This is a genomic window from Rhizobium sp. BK491, from assembly GCF_014194925.1.
Classification (GTDB): domain Bacteria; phylum Pseudomonadota; class Alphaproteobacteria; order Rhizobiales; family Rhizobiaceae; genus Rhizobium.
In genome coordinates this window covers 1105508-1128399 of record NZ_JACIAR010000002.1, presented here as the reverse complement: position 1 = coordinate 1128399, position 22892 = coordinate 1105508, and the positions used below count along the sequence as shown (strand labels likewise).

Sequence of the window (22892 nt, the reverse complement as noted above, 5' to 3'; positions counted from 1 at the left end):
TTGACGACGGAACTGTGACAGTCGCAGCCAACTCAATCCGACTGGCCGGAACTGCCCAACTCGTTCAGGACCTCGGCGGCCAACAGGCGCGTGATCCTTGTTCCCCGTCCAAGCGCCAGCCGGTCCAGCCTGTCGACGATCAGCTGCGCCGCGTTCAGGGAACGCTCCATACGATTGACGATATAAAGGACGAGTTTGTCATCGATATAAAGCTGGCGGTCGGCGAAGAGCTTGACGATCACCTGCGACAGCAATTCCTCGTCCGGCTCGCCGATCTCGACCACCGTTGCCGCCTTCAGGCGGGAGCGCAGGTCGGGCAGTGTCACCGGCCAGGACATCGGCCAAAGCCTGCTCGTCATCAAAAGACTGGTGCCGTTTTCGCGAACGCTGTTGATGACATGGAAGAGTTCGGTATCGTCAAAGCCGATGCGATCCACGTCTTCGAAGATGACGGGGCCGTTCGCCGCTGCGACTGCCGCATCGGAGCCGGCGACAGGATGAATGTGGACGGCGCCGCACCGCTCGGTCCAGATGCTGGCGAGATGCGATTTGCCCGAACCGACAGGCCCCGCCAGTATCACCACCGGCGACGGCCAGTGTGGCCAGGAATCGATGATCCTCACCGCCGCGCTCAAGGGATCGGCGACGAGTAGATCGTCGCGCCCGTTTGCGGGGTCATGCGTAAAGGCCAAGGGCAGCTGCTCGGCGGCCTTGCGCCTTAGATCAGCGTTCTTTGCGTCGGTCATGTCTAGCTATTCTCGATCTTGCCGGCCTTGGCTCTGCGCGCCTTGCCCGCTTCCGAGCGTCCGTAATAGAGATCGCTCTGAAGGTAGCGCGAAAGGGCGAAGCGGACAAGGACGCCACAGGCGGCAGCGGCCGGAACCGCGATCAGCAGCCCGACGAAGCCGAAGAGCGCGCCAAAGGCGAAAAGCGCGAACATCAGCCAGACCGGATGCAGGCCGACGCTTTCGCCGACGAGCTTCGGCTGCAGCACATTGCCTTCCAAGAACTGGCCGGTGAAGAAGACGACGAGCGTCAGACCGACCCAGAGATAGTCCGGCCAGAACTGAACGAGCGCGACGCCGACGGCCAGAACGAGGCCAACCATCGAGCCGACATAGGGAATGAAGCTGATCATGCCGGCAAACAGGCCGATCAGCAGGCCAAAGTTCAGGCCGACCAGCGACAGACCGACGCCGTAGTAGACGCCGAGAATGATGCAGAGCGAGCCCTGCCCGCGGATGAAGCCGGCGATCGCCTGATCGATCTCGCGGGCGATTTCGCGAACGGTGGCAACATGATCGCGCGGGATCCAGTCGTCTACCTTGGCGACCATCCGATCCCAGTCGAGCAGCATATAGAAAGCGACGACGGGAGTAACGACCATCAGCGAGAGGATGTTGACCAGCGCCTTGCCGGAGCTCCAGAGCTGCGCGAACAGACCGCCGACAAAGCTTAAACCTTCGGACATGATGCTGGAGAAATTGTCCTTGATCGCGCCGAGCTGGTTGCGAATCCAATCCGGCAGCACCATGGTCTGCGCCTTGGCGATCAGCTGCTGGATCTGCTGCACATAGGTCGGAATGTGCTGGATGAAATCGTTGAACTGATTGACGATGATCGGGATGAAGATCGTCAGAGCCAGTGCGAAGACCAGCACGAAGGAGACGAGGATCACCACCGTTGCCATAAGGCGGCTGAGGCCGATCCGTTCCAGCCGGTCGGCGACCGGATCGAGGAAATAGGCGACCGCCATGCCGGCGATGAACGGCAGCAGGATCGTGCTGAAGATATAGATAAAGGCGATGAAAACGACGAGCACGATCACCCAGAAGGTGACTTGACGCTTGAGGCTCGCCCCGCTGACCTTTTGCTCCATCGTCTTCCCCGTTACTCCGCGCCCGTTTGCCGTGTGCTTAGGACATAGGATGATGCCGCAATTATGGTCAAGTCTGCGGCCGGAAATCTGCCCTGAGCAATGGGAAGCGGGGAAAATCGAAGGGTTTGCGGCGCTTGCGCCTTGCATAAAGGCCCCTATCATGCAATGGCGACCCGATCAAAGCCCTGTCATAATGGACGGGCGGCCATCGGAGGCGGAAGCATGAGCCAGTCTGGAAAAAACGGTCTGACCTATAGCGACGCGGGTGTCGATATCGACGCCGGCAACCTGCTGGTCGAGAAGATCAAGCCTGCCGTCCGTTCGACGCGCCGGCCGGGTGCCGATGGCGAGATCGGCGGCTTCGGCGGCCTGTTCGACCTCAAGGCCGCCGGCTTTACTGATCCGGTGCTGGTCGCCGCCAATGACGGCGTCGGCACCAAGCTGAAGATCGCGATCGATGCCAATCATCACGACACCGTCGGCATCGACCTCGTTGCCATGTGCGTGAACGATTTGGTCGTCCAGGGTGCCGAGCCGCTCTTCTTCCTCGATTACTTCGCCACCGGCAAGCTCGACCCCGACCAGGGAGCGGCGATCGTCGGCGGCATCGCGGCCGGCTGCCGCGATGCAGGCTGTGCGCTGATCGGCGGCGAGACTGCGGAAATGCCGGGCATGTATTCCCACGGCGATTACGATCTGGCCGGCTTTGCCGTCGGTGCGGCCGAACGCGGTCAGCTGCTGCCGTCCGGCGATATTGCCGAAGGCGACATCATTCTTGGCCTCGCCTCATCAGGCGTTCATTCCAACGGCTTCTCGCTGGTGCGCAAGATCGTCGAGCTTTCCGGCCTCGGCTGGGATGCGCCGGCTCCCTTCGCCGAAGGCAAGGCGCTGGGTGAAGCGCTGCTGACGCCGACGCGCATCTATGTGAAGCCGCTGCTGAAAGCCATCCGCGAAACCCATGCCCTGAAGGCTCTCGCCCATATCACCGGCGGCGGGTTCCCGGAGAATATTCCGCGCGTACTGCCGAAGCATCTCGCCGCCGAGATCGATCTGGCCGCCGTCAAGGTGCCGCCGGTCTTCTCCTGGCTTGCCAAGACGGGCGGCGTCGAGGCCAAGGAAATGTTGCGCACCTTCAACTGCGGCATCGGCATGATCGTGGTCGTCGCTCAGGAAAATGTCGACGCCGTGAAGGCCGCGCTTGAAGCTGAAGACGAAGCGGTCGTTACCCTTGGCCGCATGATTGCCCGCGAAGAAGGCGCTCCCGGCACCGTCTACAAGGGCACGCTCGCTCTATGACCACGCCGCGCAAACGCGTCGTCGTCTTCATCTCGGGCGGCGGCTCCAACATGCTGGCTCTTCTGAAAGCCACCAAGGCAGCGGATTATCCAGCGGAGATCGTCGGCGTCATCTCCGACAAGGCGGATGCGGGCGGGTTGGCAAAAGCCGCGGCTGAAGGCATTGCGACCTTCGCTTTCGTGCGCAAGGAATTTGTCAGCAAGGAAGCCCATGAAGAGGCGATCCTTTCGCAGCTGGAAGCCCTCTCCCCCGACATCATCTGCCTTGCCGGTTATATGCGGCTGCTCTCGAGCCGCTTCATCCAGGCCTATGAGGGCCGGATCATCAATATCCATCCGTCGCTGCTGCCGCTTTTTCCCGGCCTGCACACGCATCAGCGCGCGATCGACGCCGGCATGCGCATCGCCGGCTGCACCGTGCATTTCGTCACCGAGGGCATGGACGAAGGTCCCGTCGTCGGCCAGGCTGCCGTGCCTGTCTTGACCGACGATACCGCCGACAGCCTTGCCGCCCGCGTACTTACAGTCGAGCATCAGATTTATCCGCAATCGCTGCGGCTTCTGGCGGAAGGCAAGGTCAGGATGGAAGGTGGCAAGGCCATAAGCCTCGGCAAAACACCTGCTGTCGATGGACGGCAGATTTTGTCACTACTTGGGGACGCGGAGTAATTGCGGAGCTCTGGCGTCGAACAGCCCCCTCATCCGCCCTTCGGGCACCTTCTCCCCAAGGGGAGAAGGAGGGAGCGCTTCGGATGCTACCATTTCAATAACGAAGCTGATCCCGTCCGGAGCTGTGTAACTTCATTGGAAGGTGGAAACGTCACCCTCTCAGTGAGATACTTCTGCCGAGCTGGTGCGGCTAGCAAAAACACCTTCTCCCCTCGGGGAGAAGGTGCCCGAAGGGCGGATGAAGGGGGTCGCGGGACGCCTCAATTCGCCTTTCAACCGCCTTCCTCAAGCTGCAATTGCCATCAGCGGATGCAGCGTGCCGTCGCTATAGACGATGCGGCCGCCGCGGAAGGTGGCGCGGATGCGGTGAACCGAGCCGGGCTCGACAGCGACCAGATCGGCAAGCTGACCGACAGCAATCTCACCGCGATCCGTCAGACCGGCCGAACGGGCAGCGGTGGAGGTTGCCGTCGCAACCGCCGCCGGCAGACCGCCGGCAACAACATCGGCGATCTTAAAGATCGCCGGCACAAAGGCCGCCGGGTGATAATCAGCCGCGATGATGCCGAGCAAGCCGGAGCGCGCCGCATCCAGGGCGCTGAGATTGCCGGACATGGACTGGCCGCGCAGTGCGTTCGGCGCGCCCATCAGGGTCCAGAGACCGCGACGGCAGGCTTCCTCCGCGGCAGGTCCCGTCACCGGAAATTCGCTGATCGTCACGCCGAGATCGTGCATCGCGGCGACTTTTTCGGCACTGTCGTCGTCATGCGAGGCGAGCGATAGCTTGTGCTTCAGCGCAAGTTCAACCACGTCATGCAGCTTGCGTTCGATCTCAGGGTCCCCGCGCTGTGCGATGCGCTTTGCCACGACCTCCTCGGCCGCCTCGCGCGACATGGACCGACGCTCGGACATGCTGCGGATATAGCTTTCGATGTCGTTATACTGCCCCTGCCCCGGCGTGTGGTCGGTGAGCGAAATCATATCGACGGAGCCTTCTTCCAGCAGCCGCTCCAGGGTCGGCGCCGCGCCGAGATTGGTGATTTCGTAGCGTGCATGGACACGGTGGTCGATCAGGAGCTCATCGCGCAGGCTGCCGATGCCGCGGATCACCGCCGAGGTGGTTTCGAGCGAACGGACATGGCCGTAGACGCTTTCGGTCGCAAAGGAGAGCGCTGCAAAGGCCGTGGTGACGCCAGCCGCCGCCAGCTTCTTGTCCAGCTCGTGAATGCCGAAATCGATCGGCATCATCGCATTCGGCCGCGGCGCGATCTCGCGCTCCACCATGTCACAATGCAGATCGACGAAGCCCGGCATCAGCAAGCGGCCGCCGCCATCGAACGTTGGCTGCGCCACCGGCTCCGAGCAGATTTCGGCAATCACGCCGTCCTCGATGCGCACTGCGCCCTTCTCGACGACTTCATGAGGAAGAACGAGCGTGAAATTGCTGAGCCACATCGGCTTTCTCCTGAAACATCCATAAGCGAAGGAAGGGCGGAAGCATTCGAGTGTCTTCGGCCGCATGCCCCGGTAAGCTCGATTCGTGACAATGTGATGAATGGGAGAGCAAGCTCCCACCCACGCAGCCGCCTATTTCAGGCTGGCGACATTCAAGGTCGCCCATTGCAGCAGCATGATCGTCTTGGCGTCACAGATATCGCCCTTCTCGATCATGACAATCGCATCGGGCAGGCGAACTTCCAGCACCTCTATATCCTCATGCTCTTCCGCAAGCCCGCCGCCATCGGCAACACGGTCGGACGTGTCGATTACGGCGGCGAAGAAATGAATGACCTCCGTCGATGAGCCGGGCGAGGTCATCGCCTTGAACAGGAAGCGGACGTCGCGCACACGAAAGCCGGTCTCCTCCATGGCCTCGCGGCGGATCGCGGCTTCCGGCTGGTCGCCGTCGAGCAATCCGGCGGGCACTTCGATCATCCAGGACGTCTCGCCGACCAGCCGGGCCGGCAGACGGTATTGCCGAACGAGCACCACGGTTTCGCGCTTGGGATCATAGAGGAGGATGCAGGCCGCCGGCGTGCGATGATAGACCTCGCGCTTCAGGCGATGTCTTTCGCCTCGTGAATCCGTGTAATCGACCTCAAAGGTACTCAGCCGCGTCCATTGGTCCGCCAGCGTCTTTTCGCTGACGATCTCGGCTTTCGCGTTTTCGAATTTACTCATGCCACGTCCTTGCGAAGCCATACCTTGTTGTCGTGGACAGCCGCGCCGCCATAGGGCGCGACCGGGTCCGCGCCGGTGAGCACATTGATCCCCTCGCCGTCGACATGAGCCTTGTTCGGCCAGAGCCCCTCGGCGATCAGCACACCGGGCTTCACTTCCGTCGTCACGCGGGCGTGGAGGCGGATATCGCCGCGGCCATTGCCGATGCGGATCAACTCGCCATTGACGATATCGAGCCGCTCGGCGTCGGCCGGATTGATCATCACCTCTGGACGGCCTTCCTTCTGCCGTGACGTCTTCGTTTCCGCGAAACTCGAATTCAGGAAATTGCGCGAGGGCGAGGTGGCAAGCCGGAAAGGATGCTCGGGGTCGGCCACCTCGATCACATCGACCTGGTCCGGAAACTCCGGCAGCTCGACATGAGGGCCGAGCAGACCGACGGATGCTGGCGGGCGGTTCGGCGCCGGCTGATTGGTCCAATTGGGGCGAAAGCGGAACTTGCCGTCGGGATGAGCGAAGCCGTTGACGAAATGTGCCTCCTCGAAATCCGGCTGGCGGTCGAACCATTTGTGTTCGAGGAAGTAATCGTAATCCGGCAGACCGCTCCTCGACAAAATCCTGTCGATCATCTCGCGGGCGGAGAAGCCGAAGCCGGGGCGATCCGCGACGCCGAGGCGTTTGGCGAGCTCCTCGATGACGAAGAGATTGCTGCGAACGGTCGGCGGCGGCTCGACAAGCTTGGGACCGAGCAGGATGTGGTTCTGCCCGCCGGCGCGGTAGATGTCGTCATGCTCGACGAACATGGTGGCGGGGATGACGATATCGGCCATCTCGGCCGTATCGGTCATGAACTGCTCGTGTACAGCCACGAAGAGGTCGGAGCGGGCAAAACCACGCTTCACCAGCCGCTGCTCCGGTGCGATATTCACCGGATTGGTGTTCTGGACAAGCATCGCAGTCACCGGGCCGCGATGGCGCAGCGCCACGGCATCGCCGGTCAAAGCGCGGCCGATCTGCGACTGATCGATCATGCGGATATCCTGATCCTTCATGGCGCGACCGGTGAGTTCGCTCGCGTCCATGCGGAAGATATCGCTGTTCGAATGAAAGGCGCCGCCGCCTTCATATTGCCAGGAACCGAGAACTGCGGCGATCGAGGCTGCCGCGTGCATGGCGATCGCGCCGTTGCGCTGACGGGTAAAGCCGTAGCCGAGGCGGAAGTAGGTCTTCTTCGTCGTTCCCACGAGCTTGGCGAAAGCTTCGATCTCATCAACCGAAAGGCCGGTGATGCCAGCAGCCCATGCCGGGGTCTTCGACTTCAAATGCTCTTCGAGGCCGGCGGGATCGTCGGCATATTTGGCCATGTAGTCGCGGTCGGCATAGCCATCGCGGAAGGCGATGTGCATGACGGCGCACGCAAGGGCCGCATCCGTGCCCGGCTTGACGATCAGGGCCATGTCGGCCTGCTTCATTGTCGGGTTGTCGTAGATATCGACGACGACGATCTTGGCGCCGCGCTCCTTGCGGGACTTCACCGCATGGGTCATGACATTGACCTGCGTCGCCACGGCATTCGTGCCCCATATGACGACGCAATCCGTGCGGCCCATTTCCCGCGGATCGGGGCCGCGCAGCACGCCTGTCGCCATGGTGAAGCCGGTCCAGGCCGGATTGGTGCAGATCGACGAGAAGAAGCCGGAATAGCGCTTGGCGTGGCGGAGCCGCTCGATGGAGTCGCGCTGCACCCAGCCCATCGTTCCCGCATAGAAATAAGGCCAGATCGCCTCGCTGCCGTCTTTCGCTTCCGCCTTCACGAAGGCCTCGGCGATTTCATCCAGCGCCGCGTCCCAGGAAAGCTCCTGCCAGCGCCCCTCGCCCTTGGCGCCGGCGCGGCGAAGCGGCTTCATCAGGCGATCAGGATGGTAAAGCCGCTCGGCATAGCGCGCGACCTTGGCGCAAATGACGCCCGAGGTATAGGAATGGTCGTTGGCCCCGCGAACCCGGCCGATCCTGCCGTCTTCAGTCAGATCGACCTCCAACGCGCAGGTGGAAGGACAGTCATGCGGACAGGCCGTGTGGCCGACGCGCGATTTGGCTTGGATGGGGGTCGCAATGTTCATGAGGTTTGTATATTTCAAGCAGGGACCGGCCACTAGAGACAATCCGGCCCATCTCAACAATTCATGCGGACTTCACCGACAATGAACTATCGGCACATCTACCACGCGGGCAATTTTGCCGATGTCTTGAAACACGCAATCCTCGCGCGCCTCGTCCGCTACATGCAGAACAAGGACAAGGCGTTCCGCGTCCTCGACACGCATGCCGGCATCGGGCTCTACGATCTCTCCTCCGAGGAAGCGCAGAAGACCGGCGAGTGGCGCGATGGCATCGGCAGGGTGTTGGAGGCGGAACTCGTGCCGCAGGTCGCCGAGCTTCTGGAGCCCTATCTTGCCGCCATCCGGGAATTGAACCCCGAAGGCGGCGTCAGGCTCTATCCCGGCTCGCCGAAACTCGCCCGCATGCTGTTTCGCCCGCAGGACCGGCTTTCGGCGATGGAACTGCATCCGGACGATTTCCAGCGGTTGCACCGGCTGTTTGAGGGCGATCACCACGCCCGCATTACCGAGCTCGACGGCTGGCTGGCGCTCGGCGCGCATCTGCCGCCGAAGGAAAAGCGCGGCATCGTGCTCGTCGACCCGCCTTTCGAGGAAGAAGGCGAATATGAGCGGCTGATCGATGGGCTCGCAAAGGCCTCGCGCCGCTTTCCCGGTGGCACCTATTGCCTCTGGTATCCGATCAAGAAGGACGCGCCGATCAAGCCATTTCACGAGGCGCTGCAGGCACTGGAAATTCCGAAGATGCTCTGCGCCGAGCTGAGCGTCAAAAGCGACCGCGGCTTCACCGGGCTTACCGGCTCCGGCCTCATCATCGTCAATCCGCCCTTCACGCTCAAGGACGAGCTGCATGCACTGCTGCCGGCCTTGAAGGATATTCTGGCGCAGGACCGCTTCGCCTCGCAGCGCGCCTTCTGGCTGCGTGGCGAACATTGAGACTTTTCACACATATATCCGACAGGTGATTTCATGAGACTTCTTTGCTCGCCCACCTCCCCCTTCTCCAGCAAGGTGCGCATGGCCGCACGCCATCTCGGCATCAAGCTCGAGGAAATCCACGTCGATACGAATGCCGGTCCAACACTGCTGATCGACAACAATCCGCTCGGCAAGATCCCGACATTGCTGACCGGCGACGGTGAGGCCATTTTCGACAGCCGCGCCATCATGCATTATTTCGACCGGCGCGAGGGTGGGCTCTATCCTTCGAAGAGGGGTAAACGCACCGAAATCGAGGTTCTGGAAGCGCTGATCGACGGCACCAACGAGTGCCTGCTGTCGATCGTCTACGAGCGGCGCCTTCGCGAACCCGAGAAGCAGCATCAGCCCTGGATCGACCGCCAGTGGACAAAGGTCAGCCGCGCCCTCACCCATCTCGACGCCGAGCCGCCGAAGATCGGCAAGAAGCTGCATGCGGGTCACTTCGCGCTTGCCTCCCTCATCGGCTATCTGCAGCTCCGCTTCGAAGGGCAATGGGAAGGGGACTATGCGGGATTGACGGACTGGGCACGCAAGTTCGAGAAGCATTTCCCCGATTTTCCGGCGATGAAGCCGCAAGTCTGATGCCGTCGACTCAGCCCTGGCGGGCAGCGTCGGCCTTTACGAAATCGACGAAGGCGCGCAGAGCCGTCGGCAACTGCCTGCGGCTCGGATAATAGAGAAAGAATCCGGGATAATAAGGACACCAGTCCTCAAGCACGCGGATCAGCCGGCCATCCCGCAAGGCCGGTAGCGCGTGATCTTCAAATACGAAGGCAAGACCGGAGCCATTGATAGCGGCATCCAGCATGATATCGAGATCGCCAAGCGTGAGCGGCCCCTGCACCTCGATCTCCAGCTCGATGCCCCCGCGCTCGAACTCCCAGCGATAATAGGTGCCGCTCGCGAAACGGTAGCGGATGCAGGGGTGATCCTTCAGATCGTGGGGCGTGAGCGGTTTGGGAAAACGCTGAAAATGTTCGGGCGAGCCGACGATCGCCGTCCGCTGGCGAGGCCCGATTGGGACAGCGATCATGTCGGCGGCGATGCGTTCGCCGAACCGTATGCCGGCGTCGAAACCGGAGGCAACCGTATCCACGAGCGCATCGTCCACTACGATTTCGACTTCGATGGCGGGGTAAGTCCTCAGGAACCGCGACACGATCGGCAGCAATACCATCCTGGCTGCAGGACGCGGGGCATTGATGCGCAGCTTGCCATAGGGCTGGCCGCGGAATTTATCGAGATCCTCCAGCGCATCGTCGATATCGAGAAACGCCGGGCGGATGCGATCGAACAGGCGTTCGCCGGCTTCCGTCAAGCCGACGCCACGGGTGGTGCGATTGACCAGCCGCACATCCAGCCGCTCCTCGATGGCGCGCAACGAATGGCTGAGCGCGGAGGGAGTCACCCCCAATTCCACCGCCGCTTTGCGAAAGCTACGGTGTTCGGCAATTGCAAGGAAGATCGCCAGATCTATCGAACGGATGCGTCGCATTGGTGAGATTTTCTCAGCTCTTCATGGAAGAGAAAGTAGATTATCTCAGCGATACCATCAAGCTACCTTTCTCCTGCAAGCGAATTCCACCTATGGAATTGCAAACTCACGAAGGAGAAAGCCATGCGTGTTTGGTTCATTACGGGTGCATCCCGCGGGTTCGGTGCCCTTATCACTCAAGAAGCCCTCACCGCCGGCGACGCCGTTGTCGCTACAGCTCGCAATCCCGTTGGGCTGGCGGAGAAGTTCGGCAATCACCCGAACCTCCTATCCGTCGCCCTCGACGTATGGAGCGAGGCGCAGGCCCATGAAGCCGCCGAGATCGCCGTCAAGCGTTTCGGCAAGATCGACGTCCTTGTCAATAATGCCGGCTACGGGCTTCTGGGTGCAGTGGAGGAAGCAACTGCCGAGGAAATCGAAAAGCTCTATGCGACCAACGTCTTCGGCCTGCTGAAGGTCACGCGCGCCGTCCTGCCGCACATGCGCCGGCAGCGTTCGGGCCATGTCATCAACATGTCCTCGGTCGGCGGTTATCAGAGCTTTGCCGGCTGGGGCGTCTATTGCTCGACAAAGTTCGCCATCGAAGGCCTCTCCGAAGCGATGGCAGCGGAGTTGCAGCCGCTCGGCATCCAGGTCACCGTTGTCGAACCCGGCTTTTTCCGCACCGACTTCCTCGATGAAAGCTCGCTTGCAGTCAGCCCGAGTTCGATTGCCGACTACAGGGACACTCCGGCCGGAGCGATGCGCGATTTCGCGGCCGACCATAATCACGCTCAGCCCGGCGATCCCAAACGTCTTGCAAAATCGATGATCACGCTTGCTCATTCGGCGAACCCGCCTCTGCGCATGCCTTTCGGCTCGGATACGGTCGGCGCGATCGAGACCAAGAACGAATATGTCGCCAGAGAGCTGGCCGATTGGCGCGAACTGGCCGTCTCGACTGACTTCCCGAAGGAAGCCGCCTAAACATTCCGAGGCGTAATGCAAAAAAGCCGGGGTTTTCACCCCGGCCTTTTCTTCAGGCTATGCCTTCAGATGATTAGAACTTGACGCCGATACCGACCTTTACGCTCTGCTCGTCGTAACCGCGAGAGAAGCGACCGGAGTCGAGGTCGAAATTCTTCTTGCCGTAGTCCGTGTAGCGGTACTCAAGGCGAGCGGTGATGTTGTTGGTGATGAAGGTTTCAGCACCTGCACCAACCGTGTAACCAACAGCCGTCTTGCTGTCGGACGAGGTAGCGTCTTCAAGCTTGTTCTGAGCGAGCGCCAGACCGGCCGTGCCGTACAGCATGAACGGGTTAAAGTCGTAGCCGATACGACCGCGAACCGAACCATTGACGCCATTCTTGGCGGTCAGACCGTTGCGGGTGCTGTCAATGCCGGCGTAGCCGAGGTCTGCTTCAACGCCGTATACGATCTGGCCCTGCTGCCAGTTGTATCCGGTGAAGGCCTGACCGCCGAAGCCATAGCCATTGCCATTGTGGCTGAAATGACCTTTGCTCCAGTCGCCTGCACCACCGATGTAGAAGCCGGACCAGTTGTTGACGGCCGGAGCTGCTTCCTGAGCGACGGGCGGCTGCGGAATCTGCTCGACAGCGTCAGCGGCGTGAGCTGCGGTGTAGCCACCGAGGGCGAGAGTGGAGACCATGAGGGTCTTGATAAGAGTACGCATACTTTTCTCCTTTCAGGCCCGTGTGCTTCGCTTACTGTCTTCGACTGTGAAGCGCCACGAGCAATTAAACATATCCCTCCCGGATCGAGGTTGAAATTGGAATGCAAATGAGGAATTGGAAGAGCCAAAATATGATATCATTGTGGCACAGAGGTGGCTGAATTTCGATGTTGCTTCATCGCAACAGAGGAATTATTAACCATAACCAATGGTTAAAGCATGTATACTTATTTTAAACTAAATATATCGCAAGTTTTACATAAGAAATTCCGAAGCGTGTCATTTGCTCGCACATCTTTTCATATGGTGTATCGACGCCCTATATGAACATCGATCGGGTAACGACGAGCAGAAGGCGATCTCTTGAGCCAGGAAAAACTACGCACGGCGCTGATAACCGGCGCGTCCAAAAGAATAGGTCTGGCAATTGCCGAGGATTTATCGGCTCATGGCTTCGCGGTGGCGTTGCATGCCCATCAGTCCCTTGCCGAGGCGGAAGAAATTGCGGCGAAACTGCGGCAAACGGGCCGAAAGGCGATTGCGATCAAGGCCGATCTGCGAGATTTGGCCGAGACGTCAACCCTTGTCGAAAGGGCCGCGGATGCTCTTGGTCCGCTCGATCTTCTGGTCAACAACGCCTCGGCTTTCCTCGGTGATTCCGCCGATCATTTCGACGCCGAAGCCTTCGAGGCGCACTTCGCCGTGCACGTGCGCGCGCCATCCATTCTGGCTGCCGATTTCGTCCGGCAGCTTCCCGAACCCTATCCGGGCCTGATCGTCAACATGGTCGATCAGCGGGTCTGGGCGCTTAATCCCCGCTTCTATTCCTATACGCTGTCGAAAGCTGCTCTCTGGACCGCAACCCAGACGATGGCGCAGAGCTTTGCGCCGCGCATCCGCGTCAACGCGATCGGCCCAGGCCCGACGGTGCGAAGCGTGCGGCAGAGCGAGGAGGACTTTCAAGCGCAGATCGAGGGCCTCATATTAAAGGCGGCGCCGAGGCTCGAAGAATTCGGCCGGACCATCCGCTTTCTTTTTGACACGCCCTCGATCACGGGCCAAATGATAGCGCTCGATGGCGGCCAGCACCTTGCCTGGGAAACGCCAGACGTGTCGGAGAGTGCGGAATGAATGGAAGAAAGCTGCCCGATGGCGGCGTTCTCTATGACGAATCAGAGGATATCGAAGACGACATCGAGGTGGAGGGCGATGCCGCCGCCTCCCCTGTTGTGCCTGTCGATTGGAATGAAGGCGGTAAGAACGAGACCGGGCTTCGCGGCGCCGAGCTGATCGCCGAATTCGTCAAGCGGCTGCCGAACAATCCCGGCGTTTATCGCATGTTCAACGAAGCCGGCGACGTACTCTACGTCGGCAAGGCGCGAAACCTGAAGAAGCGCGTTTCCAACTACGCGCTGGGCAAGGTGCACTCCAACCGCATCGCCCGTATGGTGCGCGAAACCGCCAATATGGAATTCGTCACCACGCGCACGGAAACGGAAGCGCTACTGCTGGAAGCGAATCTCATCAAACGCTTGCGCCCGCGCTTTAACGTGCTGCTGCGGGACGACAAATCCTTCCCCTATATTCTGATCACGGGCGATCATCGCGCGCCGGCGATCTTCAAGCATCGCGGCGCCCGCGCTCGCAAGGGCGACTATTTCGGGCCCTTCGCATCGGCCGGCGCGGTCGGCCGCACCATCAATTCGCTGCAGCGCGCCTTCCTCATCCGCACCTGTACCGATAGCGTCTTCGAGACGCGCACGCGGCCCTGTCTGCTCTATCAGATCAAGCGCTGTTCCGGCCCCTGCACCCATGAGATCAGCGATGCAGGCTATGCGGAACTGGTGCAGGAAGCGAAGGACTTCCTTTCCGGCAAGAGCCAGAACGTCAAGGCGCATATGGCCGAGGCGATGAATGCCGCCGCCGAAGATCTGGATTTCGAGCGCGCCGCGATCTTTCGCGATCGGCTTGCCGCGCTCTCGCATGTGCAGAGCCATCAAGGCATCAATCCGGCCGGAGTGGAGGAAGCAGATGTCTTCGCCATCCATCACGAGGGCGGCATTTCCTGCATCCAGGTCTTCTTCTTCCGCACCGGGCAGAACTGGGGCAATCGCGCTTATTTCCCCAAGGCCGATCCATCGCTCTCGGGCGCCGAAGTGCTGAACGCGTTCCTTGCGCAATTCTATGATGACAAGCCCGTGCCGCGGCAGATCCTGCTGTCGGAGACCATCGAGGAAATGGAACTCTTGGCGGCAGCGCTTACCGAGAAAGCCGGCCACAAGGTCGCGATCCTCGTGCCGCAGCGCGGCGAAAAGCGCGATTTGGTCGAGCATGTCATCGCCAATGCACGCGAGGCGCATGGCCGCAAGCTGGCGGAAACCGCCTCGCAATCGAGGCTGCTCGAAGGTTTCAAAGAAACATTCAAGCTTCCCTACACACCGCAACGCATCGAGATCTACGACAACTCCCACATCATGGGCACGAATGCGGTCGGCGGGATGGTGGTCGCCGGGCCGGAAGGCTTCGTCAAAAACCAATACCGCAAATTCAACATCAAATCGACCGACATCACGCCGGGCGACGACTTCGGCATGATGCGCGAGGTGATGACCCGCCGCTTCTCGCGCCTCCTGAAGGAGGAAGGAAAGCCTGATCGGACAGCTGCCGCAGAAGCATCCGGCACCGATGCAGCCGACCAGCCCTTCCCGGCCTGGCCAGATGTCATCCTCATTGATGGCGGCCAGGGGCAGATGACCGCCGTACGCGCCATTCTCGAGGAGCTCGGGATCACCGACAGCGTCATCGCCATCGGCGTCGCCAAGGGCGTCGACCGCGAGGCCGGGCGCGAGCGCTTCTTCGCTCCACCGCGCGAAAGTTTCTCGCTGCCGCCGCGCGATCCCGTGCTCTATTTCATCCAGCGCATGCGCGACGAGGCTCACCGCTTCGCGATCGGCTCGCATCGTGCCCGGCGCAAGAAGGAGATGGTTAGAAATCCGCTGGACGAGATCGGCGGCATCGGCCCTTCGCGCAAGCGCGCGCTGCTGCAGCATTTCGGCACCGCCAAAGCCGTGTCGCGGGCAGCGCTATCGGATCTGATGGCAGTCGATGGCATATCGGAAACCGTGGCGCGGCAGGTCTACAACCATTTCCACGAGGACGCCGCGAAATAAGCAATGCCGGTCGCAAATTCCACGCAATGGCGGTGAAAAAACAGAAACAATATTGACGATAAGGTCGCCAAACCATCATCTATGACTTGATCCCAAAAAGTGCGAAGCGGTTTTTGGAGAAGATCAAGAAAATCAAATGCTCGGAGCGCGATGAAACCCGAAATCGAGGCTCATCGCGATCCGCCGAGACAACCGAAACGAAACGATTTCCATGGCTTCGCGCGCTTACAGCATCCCCAACCTGCTCACCTACGGCCGCATCCTTTGCGTTCCTCTGATCGTTCTTTGCTTCTTCGTCGAAGGCAAGCTGGAGGGTTCCGATTTCGCCCGCTGGGTCGCGCTCTGGATCTTCGTCATCGCCTCGATCACCGATTTCCTCGATGGTTATCTTGCACGCATCTGGAATCAGACCTCCAATATCGGCCGCATGCTCGATCCGATTGCCGACAAACTGCTGGTCTCGGCGATCCTGCTTCTGGTCGCTGCCGACGGCACCATTGCCGGCTGGTCGCTCTGGGCCGCCATCATCATTCTCTGCCGCGAAATCCTCGTCTCCGGCCTGCGCGAATATCTGGCGGCGCTAAAGGTCAGCGTTCCCGTGACGCGCATCGCGAAGTGGAAGACGACGGCCCAACTCGTGGCTATCGCTTTCCTTCTGGCTGGGCCGGCAGGCGACAAGGTGCTACCCTATACGACGGAAATTGGCATCGTCCTGCTCTGGGTCGCAGCGCTTTTGACCATCTATACCGGCTACGATTATTTCCGGGCCGGGCTGAAGCATGTCGTGGATGAGGAATGATGACGAAGCTCGTCTATTTCGCCTGGGTGCGCGAGCGGATCGGCAAAGCGGAGGAAGAGATTTCCCTGCCCGCCGATGTCGTTACCGTCGGCGATCTCCTGAGTCATTTGAAGGGCTTGGGCGAAGAATACGAGGCGGCACTTCAATTCCCCCAGGCGATCCGCGTCGCGATCAATATGGAGCACGCCGAGCACGATGAGCCGATCGCCGGAGCGCGGGAGATCGGGCTCTTTCCGCCGATGACAGGGGGATAAGCCGATGGCTATTCAGCCGGTAGTCCGCGTTCAGCGCGAGGATTTCGATCTCCAGGCGGAGATCGATCGGCTGACCGACGGGCGGCGCGATATCGGCGCTGTCGTGACCTTCTCGGGCCTCTGTCGTGACGAAGGGGGCGCGCTCGGTGCCCTCGAACTCGAACATTATCCCGGCATGGCGGAAGCGGAGATCACTCGCATCGCCAAGCTCGCCATCGAGCGTTTCGAACTTCTCGGCCTCACCGCTATCCATCGCTACGGCAAGATTGCGCCCGGCGAGAACATCGTGCTCGTCATTGCCGCAGCGCCGCATCGCCAGGCCGCCTTCGACGGCGCCAATTTCGTCATGGATTTCCTGAAAACCTCCGCGCCGTTCTGGAAGAAGGAACACGGCAAAGATGGCACGCAAGGCGATTGGGTTTCCGCCAAGGATGCCGACGATGCCGCGCGGGCCAAGTGGGCTGGTAACAAGTAGGCTTCAGGGCACCACTCGTTCACGGCGGCTCAACACCAGCAGCAGCACCAGCAACGAGAAGATGACGAAATCGCGCCAAAGGAACGGACCGTAAGCTCCCCACATCGTCTCCGTCAGGCCGAGGAGCGCAGCGCCGCCGGCCGACTTCAGCGGCTCGGAATAGCCGCCGACCGCCGCGATCATCAGCACCTTCAGCCCGAACATCAGCCCTGCCCCGAAATCCATGGTTCCGTAGTAGGAAGTAGCTAGCAGACCGCAGATGGTCGCGACCATAGCGGAGGCGACATAGGCCGTCAGAAAGACACGGCTGGCGCTGGCGCCGCACAGTTCGGCTGCAAGCGCGTCATCTGTAACGGCCCGCCAGATGCGGCCCCATCCGGTGCATTTCAGGACATAGGCACCTATAAAGATAACGAGGATCATCAGCACGGTGTTAAGCAGCTGGATCTCGGTCAGTGTAACGCGGAAACTACCGCTGTCCCAGAAGACGACGGCATCATTCAGGAAAGGCGGCAGCCAGATGCCGCGCGTATTCGAGGCAAGGCGCGCCGTTTCCATCAGGATGATCATCATGCCGAGTGCTGCGACTATGACCGTGTTCGGCGACTTGCGCGATAGCGGCAGCATGATCGCGCGGCCGATCAGAAAACTGGTGCCGATCGTATAGCCGACGGCGATCACGGCCCCGAAAGCAAAGGCAGCCGGCAGGATGAGATACATCTTCGTATAACCGACGTCCGTGAAGAGCACGAGCATCTGGCCGGCAAAGGCGAAGAGCGCGCCATAGGTGATATCGGCCCGCTTCATGACCCCGAAGGCAATGGAATAGCCGAAGGCCAGCGTCGCATAAAGTGCAGCGAGCGGAACGGCATTCGCCAATTGCTGCAGAAGATAGGCCATTCCACCTCTCCGAAGAACGAGCAAATAGTAACTGGCAAAATTCATTTTACCAGTTATAATTTTTGTTATGAGTTTTACCTGGACCCCACATCGCTTTTCCGGTGGCGCGCTTGCGCTCGATGTCGCCAACAGCGTGATCCTGCGCCATGACGACGAGCGCCGGATCGACCGTTTCGAGGCGGCAGGACAGATGGATAGCTTTCCGAAGGCGGCAGCCAATTTCTGCGCCGAACGGGCTCTCTTCGGCGATATCCTGCCGGTGAAGCGGGAAAACCGAACCGATTTCATCGCACTCCGCGAATTGATCGATCGTTATTTCCGGGCACGCGTCATTGGGGAGGCTGCCGATCTGCTGCTCGCCGATCTGCTTGCGGCATTGGCTGGGGTCCTGAAGCGCGCTTCCTCCGATGGGCTCGATGCCGCAACCGTGCATTCGACGCTGCGCCTCATCGCCATGCCCGATCCGGAACGAATGAAGATATGCCGCAACTGCGGCTGGCTTTTTATCGACCGCAGCAAGAACAAGAGCCGCGCCTGGTGCGACATGGCGGTCTGCGGCAACCGGGCCAAAGCCAGCCGGCATTACCGGCGCAAGAAAGAGGAGACTGCGCCATGACGATGCGAAAGATCATGCTGACGATGATAGGTGCCGGGATCGTTGCCGGCCTGGCATTGGCCAGCTGCCAGCGGAAGGATGATGAGGGCCCGACCCAGCTCACCGGCCGTCTCTTCATCTTCAACTACCGGGTGGCGAGCGCGAGCTACATGATCACGCTCAAGAAGATCGCCCCGATCCCCGAGGGAACAAAGGCGATCGCGGAATTCGAAAATCCGGCCGGCGGCGATCCGCTTGTCGTCAACCAGAAGATCTATACATTCTGGGACAAGATCACGCTGGAAAGTCCGGATCTCCATTGCGTCCGCAAGGACCGCCCTTACTCCGTCTCGATCAAGCTGGTCGATGCCAGCGACAAGACGATCCAGACGATCAAGACCGAGGTCAAATCCGATCTCGACCAGACCGTGCTGCCGACGAAGCCACTGGTCGTCGGCCCGGTCTATACCGCCAATCCAGATGTCTTCAAGGGCGATGGCAGCGCCGATTATGGACATGATGCCGCCTGCCCGGCGTGAAGGGTGCGGTGGGGTAGTCCCCTCTCCCCGCCCGCGGAGAGAGGGAGTCTAATTTGCTGAAATGAAAAAAGCCGAGACGCAAGGTCCCGGCTTTCATGAGTCATTTCAAATCGTTCAGCGCTGAAGCTGAAAGGCTGATTCAGCCGACGATTTCGGTTTCGGAGAACCAGTAGGCGATTTCGACGGCAGCCGTTTCCGGAGCGTCCGAGCCATGAACGGAATTTTCGCCGATCGACAGAGCGAAGGTCTTGCGGATCGTGCCCTCGTCAGCGTTGGCAGGGTTGGTCGCGCCCATGATTTCGCGGTTCTTCAGGATGGCGTTTTCGCCTTCGAGAACCTGAACGATGGTCGGGCCGGAGGTCATGCCTTCAACGAGTTCGCCGAAGAACGGACGTTCCTTGTGAACGGCGTAGAAGCCTTCAGCTTCGCGCTTGCTCATCCAGACACGCTTGGAGGCGATGACGCGCAGGCCGTTGTCTTCGAAAACCTTGGTGATGGCGCCGGTCAGGTTGCGCTTCGTCGCGTCCGGCTTGATCATCGAGAAAGTACGTTCAATCGCCATGGGTCCATTCCTTGTAATCAGAGAAAAGTGGGCGGTCTTTACCTGCCCCAAGGCCCGAAAACAAGGGGGATCGGCCAATTTCACGCCGCTGTCACAGTCCGGGCATCCGATTCGCAATCGACCGATGGCATTGCGACGGTTTATTCGCAAACTCGGCGGCAACATCGCCGCACCATTGAGGAGAGGTCATATGCTCAAACATTTCAGGATGCTTGCCGACTACAATCGTTGGGCCAATGTTCAGGTCTACAACGCCGCGGCAGACCTCAGCGACGCGGAATTCCACGAGGATCGCGGCGCGTTCTTCGGTTCGCTCCACGGAACGCTGAACCATCTGCTTGTCACGGATCGGCTGTGGATGCACCGTTTCAACGGCACCGGCGGGGTGCCGGCGTCACTCGAGACCGTCCTTCACGACACGCTTAAAGGACTCTACAGCTTACGGGAGGTGGAAGATCGAAATATCATCACCTGGCTGGAAACACTCGATGCCGACGCGCTTGCCGTCAATCTCACCTATACCTCGATCCTTCGACCGGGCGCCATCACCGTTCCCCTCCATGCGGCGGTAGCACATATGTTCAACCACCACACTCACCACCGCGGCCAGTGCCATACCATCCTCACATCCATGGGCAAGCCGTCGCTGGTGCTGGACCTGCTGAACTTCCTGCGCAGTGAAGGAACACGCTGGATGTGAACGGAAAGCGAATTGCTGTTTTCCGCTTTCGCCAAAGCGTTGAGCACCTGCCTCATTTTATTGCGACGCAGCGTGAATAAGGCATTTTGTTCATGTTCCCTTAACCTGCCGACCTGCAGATTGATAAGATATATCAGCTCACGGTCAGAAGCAGGCATGAAGAACTCGCAAACAAGCGTTTCGGCATATTCCATCGATAATGATGAAACGGAAACCGAGCTTGAGATCATCGGCCGCTTCATGACGCGGCTGAAGGTCAAGAACCTGCCGCGCAACTATCAGCTCTTTCACGAGGCGCTTTACGGGCAGGATCGACGTCTTGCCGAAGAAATCGAGGCGCTTGGCCCCCTTCCCTCACAAAGCGGGCTCGACGAAATCGGCCTGAAGTATCGTCTCGTCAGCCATTGCGGGCTGGTGGCGCGCAAATCGGAAAGCGATGCTGCCGAAATGCTCCGCGAAGTCGCAGATCAGCTCGCCAAGGGGCTGATGAAGAAACAGCGATTTAGCCGCGAGACCGAAACGGCAGCGAATGCGAACCCCGCCCTCGACAGCCTCAATGCCTCTCTCAGCAATCTCATGCTCTACGAAACTGAGCTGACCGAGCGGCTGCGCAACTGCGCCAACCTCGCGAAGCCCTCGCAAAAGGCTGGCGCCTAAGCGACTTCGCGCTCTTGCCTTCGGCGTCGAGTTCGGCCAAAACCGCGCCATGATTTCGATTTCAGACCTTTCCGCCCGCATTGCCGGCCGCCTTCTCATCGATCATGCCAGCGTGGCGCTTCCGGCGGGCACGAAGGCTGGCCTCGTCGGCAAGAACGGTGCTGGCAAATCCACGCTGTTCAGGATCATCACCGGCGATTTTGCTGCCGAAAGCGGCTCGGTCTCGATCCCGCGCAATGCCCGCATCGGCCAGGTTGCGCAGGAGGCCCCCGGCACCGAGGAACCCCTTATCGATATCGTCCTCGCGGCGGACAAGGAGCGCTCCGCACTGCTCGCGGAAGCCGAAACCGCGACCGATCCGCACCGCATCGCCGATATCCAGACGCGGCTTGCCGATATCGATGCGCATTCGGCCGAAGCGCGTGCCGCCAGCATCCTCGCCGGCCTCGGCTTCGACCACAAGGCGCAGAAGCGTCCCGCCTCCTCGTTCTCCGGCGGCTGGCGCATGCGCGTGGCTCTTGCGGCCGTGTTGTTTTCCGAGCCGGATCTGCTGCTGCTCGACGAGCCGACGAACTACCTCGACCTTGAAGGCACGCTCTGGCTTGAGGACTATATCCGCCGCTACCCTCACACGGTCATCATCATCTCGCACGACCGCGATCTCTTGAACACGGCCGTCAACTCCATCGTGCATCTCGACCAGAAGAAACTCACCTTCTATCGCGGCTCCTATGACCAGTTCGAGCGGCAGAAGGCTGAAGCCGACGAGCTGCAGATGAAGGCGAAGGCGAAGAACGATGCGGCGCGCAAGCATCTGCAGAGCTTCATCGATCGCTTCAAGGCCAAGGCCTCGAAGGCACGGCAGGCGCAATCGCGCATCAAGGCGCTGGAGCGCATGGGCACCGTCGCCGCCGTCATCGAAGACCATGTGATGGGCTTCAGCTTTCCGGAGCCGGAGAAGCAGCCCGCCTCACCGATCATCGCGATCAGCGGCGGCGCTGTCGGCTATGAGCCCGGCAAGCCGATCCTCAAGCGCCTGAACCTGCGCATCGATGCCGACGACCGCATCGCGCTGCTCGGCTCCAACGGCAACGGCAAATCGACCTTCGCGAAGTTCATTTCAGGCCGGCTGGGCGCGGAGAGCGGCGAAGTCAGGCTCGCACCGAACCTGAAGATCGGCTTCTTTGCCCAGCATCAGCTCGATGATCTCATTCCGAACCAGACAGCCGTCGAGCATGTCCGCCGCCGGATGCCGGAGACACTGGAGGCGAAGGTGCGCGCCCGCGTCGCGCAGATGGGCTTGGCGACGGAGAAGATGGACACGCAGGTCAAGGATCTCTCCGGCGGTGAAAAGGCGCGGCTGCTCATGGGCCTTGCCGCCTTCGACGCACCGAACCTGCTGATCCTCGACGAACCGACCAACCATCTCGATATCGACAGCCGCAATGCGCTGATCCAGGCGCTGAACGATTATTCCGGCGCCGTCATCCTGATCTCACACGACCGCCATCTGATCGAAGCCACCGTCGACCGGCTCTGGCTGGTGCGCGACGGCACGGTCACGACCTTCGACGGCGACCTGGAAGAATACCGCAGCCTCGTCGTCGCCAACCCGAAGTCGAAGGACGAGAAGGCCAAGACGAACGGCATCGATGATTCCGTTTCCAAGGCCGACCAGCGCAAGCTCAACGCCGATCGGCGCGCGTCGCTGGCGCCGCTCAAGAAGAAGATCAACGAAATCGAATCCTTGACCGGCAAGCTTGAGAAACTGATTCAGGTCCTTGATGCAGAACTTGCGGATCCCGCCCTCTACGAGAAGGCACCAGCAAAGGCTGCGGAAAAGGCAAAGCAGCGCGCCGATGCCGCCGAGAAGCTTGCGGCAGCCGAGGAGCAGTGGCTGGAACTTTCATCGGAATATGAAAGCGGCATGGCCGGCTGAAGCTGACTGCTTG

At 60.5% G+C, this 22892-nt stretch carries 24 protein-coding genes; 15 read left to right on the top strand and 9 right to left on the bottom strand.

All coding sequences use genetic code 11. The features are described from left to right. Positions 1-32: 32 nt before the first annotated feature. Entirely contained in the window at positions 33-746 is a 714-nt protein-coding gene (hdaA, locus tag FHX05_RS13405; protein ID WP_183872185.1) for a DnaA regulatory inactivator HdaA, read from the bottom strand. Between the two features lie 2 nt (positions 747-748). Beyond that, positions 749-1879, bottom strand: a complete 1131-nt coding sequence (locus tag FHX05_RS13400) for an AI-2E family transporter (RefSeq protein WP_112410647.1) — start codon at positions 1877-1879, stop codon at positions 749-751. Between the two features lie 222 nt (positions 1880-2101). Here FHX05_RS13400 and purM point away from each other — a divergent pair, with 222 nt between their 5' ends. Beyond that, a complete protein-coding gene (gene purM / locus FHX05_RS13395) occupies positions 2102-3175 on the top strand; it encodes a phosphoribosylformylglycinamidine cyclo-ligase (protein ID WP_183872183.1) in 1074 nt (357 codons plus the stop codon). Then, positions 3172-3843, top strand: a complete 672-nt coding sequence (gene purN, locus FHX05_RS13390; protein WP_183872181.1) for a phosphoribosylglycinamide formyltransferase — start codon at positions 3172-3174, stop codon at positions 3841-3843. Before purM ends, purN begins: the two co-directional genes overlap by 4 nt. A 285-nt stretch (positions 3844-4128) precedes the next feature. On the opposite strand, the gene FHX05_RS13385 is transcribed toward purN, so the two are convergent. The 3 genes from FHX05_RS13385 to FHX05_RS13375 all read right to left on the bottom strand — a co-directional run bounded on the left by FHX05_RS13385 (position 4129) and on the right by FHX05_RS13375 (position 8144). Then, entirely contained in the window at positions 4129-5298 is a 1170-nt protein-coding gene (locus FHX05_RS13385; RefSeq protein WP_183872179.1) for an alpha-D-ribose 1-methylphosphonate 5-triphosphate diphosphatase, read from the bottom strand. 132 nt (positions 5299-5430) lie between these two features. Next, a complete protein-coding gene (locus FHX05_RS13380) occupies positions 5431-6024 on the bottom strand; it encodes an NUDIX domain-containing protein (protein ID WP_183872177.1) in 594 nt (197 codons plus the stop codon). Continuing rightward, the gene (locus FHX05_RS13375; protein ID WP_246698906.1) at positions 6021-8144 is read right to left on the bottom strand and encodes a molybdopterin oxidoreductase family protein; all 2124 of its coding nucleotides are present in this window, start codon (positions 8142-8144) and stop codon (positions 6021-6023) included. Before FHX05_RS13375 ends, FHX05_RS13380 begins: the two co-directional genes overlap by 4 nt. Positions 8145-8225: 81 nt before the next feature. Between FHX05_RS13375 and FHX05_RS13370 the strand changes: the two genes are divergently transcribed. Next, positions 8226-9077: a 23S rRNA (adenine(2030)-N(6))-methyltransferase RlmJ gene (locus tag FHX05_RS13370; protein ID WP_112607273.1), complete on the top strand. Its 852-nt coding sequence runs from the start codon at positions 8226-8228 to the stop codon at positions 9075-9077. A 33-nt stretch (positions 9078-9110) separates the two neighbouring features. Then, positions 9111-9704: a glutathione S-transferase gene (locus FHX05_RS13365; protein WP_112337891.1), complete on the top strand. Its 594-nt coding sequence runs from the start codon at positions 9111-9113 to the stop codon at positions 9702-9704. Positions 9705-9714: 10 nt separating this feature from the next. Here FHX05_RS13365 and FHX05_RS13360 read toward each other — a convergent pair whose 3' ends face one another. Further along, positions 9715-10617, bottom strand: a complete 903-nt coding sequence (locus FHX05_RS13360) for a LysR family transcriptional regulator (protein ID WP_112337892.1) — start codon at positions 10615-10617, stop codon at positions 9715-9717. 123 nt (positions 10618-10740) lie between these two features. On the opposite strand from FHX05_RS13360, the gene FHX05_RS13355 reads away from it, so the two are divergent. Then, entirely contained in the window at positions 10741-11583 is an 843-nt protein-coding gene (locus tag FHX05_RS13355; RefSeq protein WP_183872173.1) for an oxidoreductase, read from the top strand. A 73-nt stretch (positions 11584-11656) separates the two neighbouring features. On the opposite strand, the gene FHX05_RS13350 is transcribed toward FHX05_RS13355, so the two are convergent. After that, a complete protein-coding gene (locus FHX05_RS13350) occupies positions 11657-12289 on the bottom strand; it encodes an outer membrane protein (RefSeq protein ID WP_015339392.1) in 633 nt (210 codons plus the stop codon). 363 nt (positions 12290-12652) lie between these two features. Here FHX05_RS13350 and FHX05_RS13345 point away from each other — a divergent pair, with 363 nt between their 5' ends. The 5 genes from FHX05_RS13345 (at position 12653) to FHX05_RS13325 (ending at position 16987) form a co-directional block, all read left to right on the top strand. Next, positions 12653-13420: an SDR family oxidoreductase gene (locus FHX05_RS13345; protein WP_183872171.1), complete on the top strand. Its 768-nt coding sequence runs from the start codon at positions 12653-12655 to the stop codon at positions 13418-13420. Then, a complete protein-coding gene (uvrC, locus tag FHX05_RS13340) occupies positions 13417-15459 on the top strand; it encodes an excinuclease ABC subunit UvrC (RefSeq protein WP_183872169.1) in 2043 nt (680 codons plus the stop codon). The genes FHX05_RS13345 and uvrC overlap by 4 nt, the downstream gene beginning before the upstream one ends. A gap of 211 nt (positions 15460-15670) precedes the next feature. Beyond that, entirely contained in the window at positions 15671-16258 is a 588-nt protein-coding gene (gene pgsA, locus FHX05_RS13335; protein ID WP_112410658.1) for a CDP-diacylglycerol--glycerol-3-phosphate 3-phosphatidyltransferase, read from the top strand. Next, the gene (moaD, locus tag FHX05_RS13330; RefSeq protein WP_069616328.1) at positions 16258-16512 is read left to right on the top strand and encodes a molybdopterin converting factor subunit 1; all 255 of its coding nucleotides are present in this window, start codon (positions 16258-16260) and stop codon (positions 16510-16512) included. The genes pgsA and moaD overlap by 1 nt, the downstream gene beginning before the upstream one ends. A 4-nt stretch (positions 16513-16516) precedes the next feature. Then, positions 16517-16987 carry a molybdenum cofactor biosynthesis protein MoaE gene (locus tag FHX05_RS13325; RefSeq protein WP_183872167.1) on the top strand — a complete coding sequence of 157 codons (471 nt, stop codon included), beginning with the start codon at positions 16517-16519 and terminating at the stop codon, positions 16985-16987. A gap of 3 nt (positions 16988-16990) precedes the next feature. Here FHX05_RS13325 and FHX05_RS13320 read toward each other — a convergent pair whose 3' ends face one another. Next, positions 16991-17887, bottom strand: coding sequence for a branched-chain amino acid ABC transporter permease (locus FHX05_RS13320; protein ID WP_183872165.1), 897 nt, complete (start codon positions 17885-17887; stop codon positions 16991-16993). Positions 17888-17954: 67 nt separating this feature from the next. On the opposite strand from FHX05_RS13320, the gene FHX05_RS13315 reads away from it, so the two are divergent. Continuing rightward, entirely contained in the window at positions 17955-18503 is a 549-nt protein-coding gene (locus tag FHX05_RS13315; RefSeq protein WP_183872163.1) for a CGNR zinc finger domain-containing protein, read from the top strand. Next, positions 18500-19021 (top strand): hypothetical protein, encoded by a 522-nt coding sequence (locus tag FHX05_RS13310; RefSeq protein WP_183872161.1) that lies wholly within the window; start codon positions 18500-18502, stop codon positions 19019-19021. The genes FHX05_RS13315 and FHX05_RS13310 overlap by 4 nt, the downstream gene beginning before the upstream one ends. A 139-nt stretch (positions 19022-19160) precedes the next feature. Here FHX05_RS13310 and ndk read toward each other — a convergent pair whose 3' ends face one another. Next, the gene (gene ndk / locus FHX05_RS13305) at positions 19161-19583 is read right to left on the bottom strand and encodes a nucleoside-diphosphate kinase (RefSeq protein ID WP_004122188.1); all 423 of its coding nucleotides are present in this window, start codon (positions 19581-19583) and stop codon (positions 19161-19163) included. Between the two features lie 190 nt (positions 19584-19773). On the opposite strand from ndk, the gene FHX05_RS13300 reads away from it, so the two are divergent. From FHX05_RS13300 to FHX05_RS13290, 3 genes are all read left to right on the top strand, one after another. Next, positions 19774-20283: a DinB family protein gene (locus FHX05_RS13300; RefSeq protein WP_183872159.1), complete on the top strand. Its 510-nt coding sequence runs from the start codon at positions 19774-19776 to the stop codon at positions 20281-20283. Positions 20284-20439: 156 nt separating this feature from the next. Beyond that, entirely contained in the window at positions 20440-20940 is a 501-nt protein-coding gene (locus FHX05_RS13295) for a hypothetical protein (protein ID WP_112337902.1), read from the top strand. A gap of 49 nt (positions 20941-20989) precedes the next feature. After that, entirely contained in the window at positions 20990-22879 is a 1890-nt protein-coding gene (locus FHX05_RS13290) for an ATP-binding cassette domain-containing protein (RefSeq protein ID WP_183872157.1), read from the top strand. Positions 22880-22892: the final 13 nt, after the last annotated feature.

Bases quoted from the DNA above. Each gene is read 5' to 3' on its own strand.
- hdaA (WP_183872185.1), bottom strand. From the start codon at position 746: ATGACCGACGCAAAGAACGCTGATCTAAGGCGCAAGGCCGCCGAGCAG.
- FHX05_RS13400 (WP_112410647.1), bottom strand. From the start codon at position 1,879: ATGGAGCAAAAGGTCAGCGGGGCGAGCCTCAAGCGTCAAGTCACCTTC.
- purM (WP_183872183.1), top strand. From the start codon at position 2,102: ATGAGCCAGTCTGGAAAAAACGGTCTGACCTATAGCGACGCGGGTGTC.
- purN (WP_183872181.1), top strand. From the start codon at position 3,172: ATGACCACGCCGCGCAAACGCGTCGTCGTCTTCATCTCGGGCGGCGGC.
- FHX05_RS13385 (WP_183872179.1), bottom strand. From the start codon at position 5,298: ATGTGGCTCAGCAATTTCACGCTCGTTCTTCCTCATGAAGTCGTCGAG.
- FHX05_RS13380 (WP_183872177.1), bottom strand. From the start codon at position 6,024: ATGAGTAAATTCGAAAACGCGAAAGCCGAGATCGTCAGCGAAAAGACG.
- FHX05_RS13375 (WP_246698906.1), bottom strand. From the start codon at position 8,144: ATGAACATTGCGACCCCCATCCAAGCCAAATCGCGCGTCGGCCACACG.
- FHX05_RS13370 (WP_112607273.1), top strand. From the start codon at position 8,226: ATGAACTATCGGCACATCTACCACGCGGGCAATTTTGCCGATGTCTTG.
- FHX05_RS13365 (WP_112337891.1), top strand. From the start codon at position 9,111: ATGAGACTTCTTTGCTCGCCCACCTCCCCCTTCTCCAGCAAGGTGCGC.
- FHX05_RS13360 (WP_112337892.1), bottom strand. From the start codon at position 10,617: ATGCGACGCATCCGTTCGATAGATCTGGCGATCTTCCTTGCAATTGCC.
- FHX05_RS13355 (WP_183872173.1), top strand. From the start codon at position 10,741: ATGCGTGTTTGGTTCATTACGGGTGCATCCCGCGGGTTCGGTGCCCTT.
- FHX05_RS13350 (WP_015339392.1), bottom strand. From the start codon at position 12,289: ATGCGTACTCTTATCAAGACCCTCATGGTCTCCACTCTCGCCCTCGGT.
- uvrC (WP_183872169.1), top strand. From the start codon at position 13,417: ATGAATGGAAGAAAGCTGCCCGATGGCGGCGTTCTCTATGACGAATCA.
- pgsA (WP_112410658.1), top strand. From the start codon at position 15,671: ATGGCTTCGCGCGCTTACAGCATCCCCAACCTGCTCACCTACGGCCGC.
- moaD (WP_069616328.1), top strand. From the start codon at position 16,258: ATGACGAAGCTCGTCTATTTCGCCTGGGTGCGCGAGCGGATCGGCAAA.
- FHX05_RS13325 (WP_183872167.1), top strand. From the start codon at position 16,517: ATGGCTATTCAGCCGGTAGTCCGCGTTCAGCGCGAGGATTTCGATCTC.
- FHX05_RS13320 (WP_183872165.1), bottom strand. From the start codon at position 17,887: ATGGCCTATCTTCTGCAGCAATTGGCGAATGCCGTTCCGCTCGCTGCA.
- FHX05_RS13315 (WP_183872163.1), top strand. From the start codon at position 17,955: ATGAGTTTTACCTGGACCCCACATCGCTTTTCCGGTGGCGCGCTTGCG.
- FHX05_RS13310 (WP_183872161.1), top strand. From the start codon at position 18,500: ATGACGATGCGAAAGATCATGCTGACGATGATAGGTGCCGGGATCGTT.
- ndk (WP_004122188.1), bottom strand. From the start codon at position 19,583: ATGGCGATTGAACGTACTTTCTCGATGATCAAGCCGGACGCGACGAAG.
- FHX05_RS13300 (WP_183872159.1), top strand. From the start codon at position 19,774: ATGCTCAAACATTTCAGGATGCTTGCCGACTACAATCGTTGGGCCAAT.
- FHX05_RS13295 (WP_112337902.1), top strand. From the start codon at position 20,440: ATGAAGAACTCGCAAACAAGCGTTTCGGCATATTCCATCGATAATGAT.
- FHX05_RS13290 (WP_183872157.1), top strand. From the start codon at position 20,990: ATGATTTCGATTTCAGACCTTTCCGCCCGCATTGCCGGCCGCCTTCTC.